The 7,441-nt window shown below is 66.7% G+C and carries 8 protein-coding genes and 1 pseudogene; 7 read left to right on the forward strand and 2 right to left on the reverse strand.

Going from position 1 to position 7,441, the window contains the following annotated elements:
* From WAN71_RS05680 to WAN71_RS05700, 5 genes and pseudogenes are all read left to right on the forward strand, one after another.
* Positions 1-151 (forward strand): annotated as a pseudogene (locus WAN71_RS05680) (methionine synthase); the annotation flags it as partial.
* A gap of 70 nt (positions 152-221) precedes the next feature.
* Positions 222-725 carry an SRPBCC family protein gene (locus WAN71_RS05685; protein WP_422224400.1) on the forward strand — a complete coding sequence of 168 codons (504 nt, stop codon included), beginning with the start codon at positions 222-224 and terminating at the stop codon, positions 723-725.
* Positions 722-1,051 (forward strand): ArsR/SmtB family transcription factor, encoded by a 330-nt coding sequence (locus WAN71_RS05690; protein WP_422224401.1) that lies wholly within the window; start codon positions 722-724, stop codon positions 1,049-1,051. The genes WAN71_RS05685 and WAN71_RS05690 overlap by 4 nt, the downstream gene beginning before the upstream one ends.
* Positions 1,052-1,094: 43 nt before the next feature.
* Complete coding sequence (ligA, locus tag WAN71_RS05695; protein ID WP_422224402.1) at positions 1,095-3,179, forward strand: NAD-dependent DNA ligase LigA; 2,085 nt, start codon at positions 1,095-1,097, stop codon at positions 3,177-3,179.
* Between the two features lie 58 nt (positions 3,180-3,237).
* On the forward strand, positions 3,238-4,149 hold the full coding sequence (locus WAN71_RS05700; protein ID WP_422224403.1) for a metal-dependent hydrolase: 912 nt from the start codon (positions 3,238-3,240) through the stop codon (positions 4,147-4,149).
* Between the two features lie 302 nt (positions 4,150-4,451).
* On the opposite strand, the gene WAN71_RS05705 is transcribed toward WAN71_RS05700, so the two are convergent.
* Both WAN71_RS05705 and WAN71_RS05710 read right to left on the reverse strand, forming a co-directional pair.
* Positions 4,452-4,961 carry a hypothetical protein gene (locus tag WAN71_RS05705; RefSeq protein ID WP_422224407.1) on the reverse strand — a complete coding sequence of 170 codons (510 nt, stop codon included), beginning with the start codon at positions 4,959-4,961 and terminating at the stop codon, positions 4,452-4,454.
* 63 nt (positions 4,962-5,024) lie between these two features.
* On the reverse strand, positions 5,025-5,684 hold the full coding sequence (locus WAN71_RS05710) for an amino acid-binding protein (RefSeq protein ID WP_422224404.1): 660 nt from the start codon (positions 5,682-5,684) through the stop codon (positions 5,025-5,027).
* Between the two features lie 70 nt (positions 5,685-5,754).
* On the opposite strand from WAN71_RS05710, the gene gatC reads away from it, so the two are divergent.
* Positions 5,755-6,054, forward strand: a complete 300-nt coding sequence (gene gatC, locus WAN71_RS05715; RefSeq protein WP_422224405.1) for an Asp-tRNA(Asn)/Glu-tRNA(Gln) amidotransferase subunit GatC — start codon at positions 5,755-5,757, stop codon at positions 6,052-6,054.
* The coding region (gatA, locus tag WAN71_RS05720) for an Asp-tRNA(Asn)/Glu-tRNA(Gln) amidotransferase subunit GatA (RefSeq protein WP_422224406.1) at positions 6,051-7,441 on the forward strand (1,391 nt) is incomplete at its 3' end. The genes gatC and gatA, both read left to right, overlap by 4 nt.

Genomic DNA, 7,441 nt, shown 5'->3' on the forward strand with positions numbered 1-7,441 from the left:
GCTCGGCTTCGGCCGCTCGGCGCTGCGCGATCGCATCGGCGTCACCCCGGCGTGCGGACTGGCCGCGGCGACCCCGCAGTGGGCGCGCACCGCCATCGGGCTGGCCCGGCGCGCTGCGGAGGCCTTCGCCGACGATCCCGACGCCGTTTAAAAAGCGCAACCGAAAGGTTGCGTATAGACGGCGAAGCGTGCTCTACTGATAAGCAACCAGGAGGTTGCATATGAGCACGGATCGAATCGAGAAACAGGTGGTGTTACGGGCGCCGATGGACCGGGTGTGGCGCGCGATCAGCGACTCGCAGGAGTTCGGGCGCTGGTTCGGTGTCCGCATCGACGGGCCCTTCGTCGCCGGGACCTCGGTCACCGCGACGATTACCGGCACGACTGTCGACGAGGAGGTGGCCGAGCTGCAGCGGCCGCATGCCGGGGCGAAAGCGATCTGGCAGATCGTCGCCGTGGAACCGCCGCAGCGGTTCGCTTACCGCTGGCACCCGTTCGCAGTCGACGCCGACCCTGAAAATCAAGACTATGACGCGGAGCCCACCACGTTGATCGAGTTCACCCTGTCGCCGACGCCCGACGGCGTGCTTCTCACCATCGTCGAGTCCGGGTTCGACGCTATCCCCGCGGCGCGCCGGTCGGCGGCGTTCGAGGCCAACAGCGGAGGCTGGGCCAAGCAGGTCGAGCTGGTGCGAAAGTATCTGTCGCTGGAGCAGCGGGTGTGACGGCGACGCTGGCGGCGGCGCCCTTGTACCCCTTTTTCAGCGCCCTTGGGGACCAGAATCGGCTGCGCATCGTCGTCCGGCTGTGCGACGGCGGCCCGAGTTCGACTTCCCAAGTGACTCAAGCGATTCCGGTTACCCGCCAGGCGGCCACCAAGCACCTGGAATTGCTGGAGGCCGCGGGTCTGGTCAGCAGTAGTCGGCGCGGGCGGGAACGGATCTGGACCGTGCAGACTCAACCGCTGGCCCAGGCCAGCGACTTGCTCAACCAGCTGTCACGCCGCTGGGACGCTGCCATCGACCGGCTGCGGGCCTACGTCGAGGACTAACCGGAGCCGGAGCACTGTCGGCGTACTCCGATAGCCTGCCAAGGTGAGCTCAGCAGAGGCTGATCCGGTCGCGCCGGAGGTCCGCCGACTTTGGCGCGAACTGGCCGACGAGGTGCGCGAACACCAGTTCCGCTATTACGTGCGCGACGCGCCGATCATCTCCGACGCGGACTTTGACCAGCTGCTGCGTCGGCTGGCCGCCCTCGAGGACGAGCATCCCGAGCTGCGCACACCCGACTCACCGACCCAACTCGTCGGAGGCGCCGGCTTCGCCACCGATTTCACCTCGGCCGGGCACTTGGAGCGAATGCTGTCGCTGGACAACGTGTTCAGCACCGACGAGTTCGACGTGTGGGCGGCGCGCATCCACGCAGAGGTCGGTAACGATGTGCCATTTCTGTGCGAGCTCAAGATCGACGGTGTCGCACTGGCTTTGGTGTACCGGGACGGACGGCTCGTGCGGGCCGCAACCCGTGGCGACGGCCGCACCGGCGAGGACGTCACGCTCAACGCGCGCACCATCGACGACGTCCCCGAGCGGCTGACCGCTAGCGACGACTACCCGGTACCCGACGTGCTCGAGGTGCGCGGTGAAGTGTTCTTCCGGCTCGCCGATTTCGAAGCCCTCAATGCCGCACTGGTCGAAGACGGCAAGGCGCCGTTCGCCAATCCACGCAACAGTGCGGCGGGATCGCTGAGGCAGAAGGATCCGGCGGTCACCGCGCGCCGCAGGCTGCGGATGATCTGCCACGGGTTGGGACATATCGAGGGGTTTCGGCCACCCACCCTGCACGACGCCTATCTGGCGCTGGGCGCCTGGGGTCTACCCGTATCCGAACACACCACGCGGGTGGAGAACGCTGCCGGCGCCCTCGACCGGATCGCCTACTGGGGCGAGCACCGCCACGATGTAGACCACGAAATCGACGGCGTCGTAGTCAAAGTCGACGATGTGGCGCTGCAGCGCAGGCTGGGCTCCACCTCGCGGGCACCGCGGTGGGCAATCGCCTACAAGTACCCGCCGCAGGAAGTACAGACCAAGCTGCTCGACATCCGGGTGAATGTCGGGCGCACCGGGCGGGTCACGCCATTCGCGTTCATGACGCCGGTCACCGTTGCCGGATCGACAGTGGGGCTGGCCACTTTGCACAACGCCGCTGAGGTCAAGCGCAAGGGTGTGTTGATCGGCGACACCGTGGTGATCCGCAAGGCCGGCGACGTGATCCCCGAAGTGCTGGGTCCCGTCGTCGACCTGCGCGACGGCTCCGAGCGCGAATTCGTCATGCCCACAACGTGTCCCGAATGCGGAACCCGGCTGGCACCGGCCAAGGAGGGCGACGCGGACATCCGCTGCCCTAACGCGCAGGCCTGCCCAGCACAGTTGCGTGAGCGGGTGTTTCACGTCGCCGGTCGCGGTGCTTTCGACATCGAAGGACTCGGCTACGAGGCGGCCATCGCGCTGCTGAAAGCCGAAGTGATCGGCGACGAGGGTGACCTGTTCGGCCTCACCGAAGACGACCTGTTGCGCACCGAATTGTTCACCACCAAAAGCGGCGCGCTGTCGGCCAACGGCAAGCGGTTGCTGGCCAACCTGGACCGGGCCAAGAAGCAGCCGCTGTGGCGGGTGCTGGTGGCGTTGTCGATTCGCCACGTCGGCCCGACCGCTGCCCGCGCGCTGGCGACCGAGTTCGGCAGCCTGGATGCGATTACGTCGGCCTCGACCGAGCAGCTGGCCGCGGTCGAGGGTGTCGGCCCGACCATCGCCGCCGCGGTGACCGAGTGGTTCACCGTGGACTGGCATCGGGCCATCGTCGACAAATGGCGCTCGGCCGGCGTGCGGATGGCCGACGAGCGCGACGCCAGTGTGCCGCGGACGCTGGAGGGATTGACGATCGTGGTGACCGGCTCGCTGACCGGCTTCTCCCGCGATGACGCCAAGGAGGCCATTGTGGCGCGGGGCGGCAAAGCCGCCGGCTCGGTGTCGAAGAAGACCGCCTACGTCGTGGCCGGCGATTCGCCCGGGTCGAAATACGACAAGGCCGTTGAACTCGGCGTGCCCATCCTCGACGAGGACGGATTCCGAAAGCTGTTGGCCCACGGGCCTTCCGGCAGTTCACCTGAAGAATGACGACCCAAGATACTACGGTGGGCAACAGGTCCGGCCAACTTGGGACGGTGAAGTGTGGATGACTGACCTCGAGGTGCCCCACGACGGGTATCCGACACATCGCCGGAAGGCGCGCTTCGACTGGTCGAACACCCCGTTGCACTGGGTTCCGGATGACCCGTTTTCCACCCACACGTTGAATGTGATGCATCTGCTGCTGCCGGCGGGCGAGCGTTGGTTCATTCAGGCCATCAGCGAGGCGGAACCGCTGGTCGACGACGCGGAGCTGAAAGCGGCCATAAAACCCTTTATCCAGCAGGAGTCCTGGCATGCCTGGGCGCACCAGATGGTCCTCCAGCATCTGGCGGAGCAGGGCATCGACACCACGCCTTACACCGACAAGCTGCAAAAGTGGCTGTCCACGCTGGGTAACCAGCACCCGGGATGGCCGCGGGTACTGCAGCGGCAGTGGCTCTACCGGCGCCTCGCGGTTGCCGCGGCATTAGAACCCTTCAACGCTGCGTTGGGTGAATGGGTGATCCAGAACCGGGGCCTCGATTACGCCGGAGCCGATCAGACCATGCTTGACCTGTTGCGCTGGCACGGGGCCGAGGAGATCGAGCACCGCTCACTGGTGTTCGACGTCTACCACAACGTGTGCGGCAACTACGCCCTGAGAGCGTTGACGATGCTGTCCACTGCGCCGATTTTCGTGCTGTGGTGGATTAAGGGAGTGCGGTTCTTGATGGCGCAGGACCCGACCATCAGCGCCAAACCGCGTTGGCGAGACTGGTTGCGCGCTGCCCGGCAGTACCGGGTGCCAGGACCATGGCTGGTCGTCGTGACGGTGCCGAGCCGCTATATTCGGCCCGGCCATCACCCCAGCTCGGAGGCGTCCACGAAGCTGGCGATGGACTACCTGGAGCAGTCACCGGCGGCCCGCGCTGCCCGTAAACGGGCTGAAGCCGAGCTCACTGGATCCGAGGGATAACCCCGGCCAGCACCCACGACAACCGCGCCTCGCTGCTGAAAAGCTCGGACTCTTCAACGAATGTGGATTCGTCGATTGTTGTGGTACTCAAAGCCATTCGTTTCCTTTCGAATTCGCTCAATGAGATGCGGTGTCTCATCCGCCGAGCGGCCAGCGCGGAATTGCGCTGGGGTGTAGGGTTACCCGAGAGATGGCTAACGAATCCTGTTCGACGACAGCATGTTCGCTCGACGTCATATCAACCTCATACAATTCATGAGGCGGAAAAGTGCCCGACTGACGGTTTGGGCGATGAGTGTTGATCAGGGCAGTAGCGGCACCCGCCATAGCGGGGTGTGCGGCTCCAGCAGCCACATCCGAATGGCGGTGAACCGGAACAGTCGCAACGTGCCGGTAATGAGCACCGCGGCCAGCGGCAGGTCTGCCAGCGCCGCGGTCAGCTCAGACACCGGGAAGTCTGTCGGTCCGGCGGTCATCAGGTCGAACCACGCATCGCAGATCAGCAACATTCCGGTCGCGAACGCCGTCAGCAGCATCACCTGTCGACGCAACAGGCCGAAGACGACGGTCGCGGCCATCAGAGCCAGCAGCAGCAGGTCGAAGCCGACCCAGGTCGCCGCCCAGCTGTGCACCAGGTAGACGTCGGGCAGCGCGAACGCGAGATAGACGATCCAGGGAATCAGCACCAGCGTCCCGCCGATCATGATTCCCAGCCAGCCCCACCGGATCCGGCGTGCCGCAGCGACCGGCAACAGATCCGATAGCGGGCGCTCAAGTCGTCGTATCAGCTGACGGCGCTCGGCGGGGGACATGGAGGCGATCTGGCTATCGGATAACACGCTCACATCTGATCAATACCCCGCTTTTCGGCGCGGTTAATGCAACAGGGTCCCGACGATCCCGGCCAGATAGCCCAGCCGCGCCACCTCTGATGGCCGGAATTCCGGGCCGCCCGGCCGACCCAGCATCACCGCGGAATCGGGCGCACCCAACGGCGCGGCGATCAGCGTGGTGTCCAGCTCGCGCCACACCTGCGGCACCCAGTCGTCGGTGGCGTCCAGGGCAGTGGCGTGCTCGATAGGCATCCACGGCACGGCGTCCAGTCGAGTTTCCGGTGCACCCGGGCTGCCCACCACCGGCTGAATACCGTCGTCGGAGCTGCGCAGCACCGCACACCAGCTCACCCGGAGCACCTGGGGGGCCTCGTCGACCAGCACCTTCAGCTTGGCCGCAGTGTCGCCGGCGGCGGCGACGTGGTCGATCAGTTCCAGTTCCCGGTGCGCTTCCAGCAGCCCGGTGTGCGGTCGCAGGCTATCCACCCGCACCCCGTTGAGCGCTTCGGCCGCCGTGATCAAGGTGTCGGGCATGGCCCGCGGCGGCAGCTCGACCACCAGGTCGTCGATCGCGTAGCCGGACCCGCGCTCCACCACGTCCAGCGACAAGATGTCGGCCCCCACCGACCCCAGGGCCACGGCCAGCGAGCCGAGGCTACCCGGCTGGTCGGCAAGCTGAACGCGCAGCAGATAGGAAGACACGCGCACACTGTCGCACAGCGACGCGCCCGCGGCATTTCGGCGGCCGCGGCGGCGGCTAGAGTTTTCGCTCGTGTCCCAGATCTCCCGCGACGACGTGGCCCATCTGGCCCGGCTGGCCCGCCTGGCGTTGACCGATGCCGAGCTGGACAGCTACGCCGGCCAACTCGACGCCATCCTGACCCACGTCAGCCAGATCCAAGCCGTCGATGTCACCGGCGTCGAACCAACCGACAACCCGCTCAAAGACGTCAACGTCACCCGCCCGGACCAGACCGCACCGTGCCTGACGCAGCAGCAAGCGCTTGCCGAGGCGCCTGAAGCCGTCGACGGGCGTTTCGCCGTTCCGCAAATCCTCGGGGAACCGCAGTGAGCGACATCATCCGGCTGGACGCCGCGACGCTGGCCGGCAAAATCGCCGCCAAGGAGCTGTCGTCCACCGAGATCACCCAGGCGTTCCTGGACCAGATCGCGGCGACCGATGAGCGGTACGGCGCGTTCCTGCACGTGGCAGCGGATACGGCGCTGTCGGCCGCGGAGGCTGTCGACAAGGCGCTAGCCGCCGGCGAGCAGCCGCCGTCGCGGCTGGCCGGGGTGCCGTTGGCCCTCAAAGACGTGTTCACCAGCCTCGACATGCCCACCACCTGCGGGTCGAAGATCCTCGAGGGCTGGCGTTCCCCCTACGACGCCACGGTGACCGCGCGGCTGCGAGCGGCCGGGATCCCGATCCTGGGCAAAACCAACATGGACGAGTTCGCGATGGGCTCGTCGACGGAGAACTCCGCCTACGGCCCGACTCGCAACCCGTGGAACACCGACCGGGTGCCGGGTGGCTCCGGGGGCGGCAGTGCTGCCGCGCTCGCCGCGTTCCAGGCGCCGCTGGCCATCGGGACCGACACCGGCGGCTCGATCCGCCAGCCGGCTGCGCTGACGGCGACGGTCGGGGTCAAACCGACCTACGGCACGGTGTCCCGTTACGGACTGGTGGCCTGCGCGTCGTCGCTGGATCAAGGCGGTCCGTGTGCACGCACCGTCCTCGACACCGCACTGCTGCATCAGGTGATCGCCGGACACGACGCACGCGACTCAACCTCCATCGACGCCGAAGTGCCCGACGTCGTCGGCGCCGCCAAGGCAGGAGCGGCAGGCGACCTGAGCGGTGTGCGCATCGGCGTGGTCCGGCAGTTGCGCGGCGAGGGTTATCAGCCCGGCGTGCTGGCATCGTTCAACGCTGCCGTCGAGCAGTTGACCGCGATCGGTGCTGATGTGTCCGAAGTCGACTGCCCCCATTTCGATCACGCGTTGGCCGCCTACTACCTGATCTTGCCGTCGGAGGTGTCCAGCAACCTGGCCCGCTTCGACGCGATGCGCTACGGATTGCGGGTCGGCGACGACGGCACGCACAGCGCCGAGGAGGTGATGGCGCTGACCCGCGCAGCGGGGTTCGGGCCGGAGGTCAAGCGGCGCATCATGATCGGCACCTACGCGCTGTCGGCCGGCTACTACGACGCCTACTACAACCAGGCGCAGAAGGTCCGCACCTTGATCGCCCGCGATCTCGACACGGCCTATGAATCCGTAGACGTGTTGGTGTCGCCCACCACGCCAACGACCGCGTTCCGGTTGGGGGAGAAGGTCGACGATCCGCTGGCGATGTATTTGTTCGACCTGTGCACGCTGCCGCTGAACCTGGCCGGCCACTGCGGGATGTCGGTGCCGTCGGGCTTGTCGCCGGACGACAACCTGCCGGTCGGGCTGCA

This window comes from Mycobacterium sp., from assembly GCF_049280035.1.
In the GTDB taxonomy this organism is placed as follows: domain Bacteria; phylum Actinomycetota; class Actinomycetes; order Mycobacteriales; family Mycobacteriaceae; genus Mycobacterium.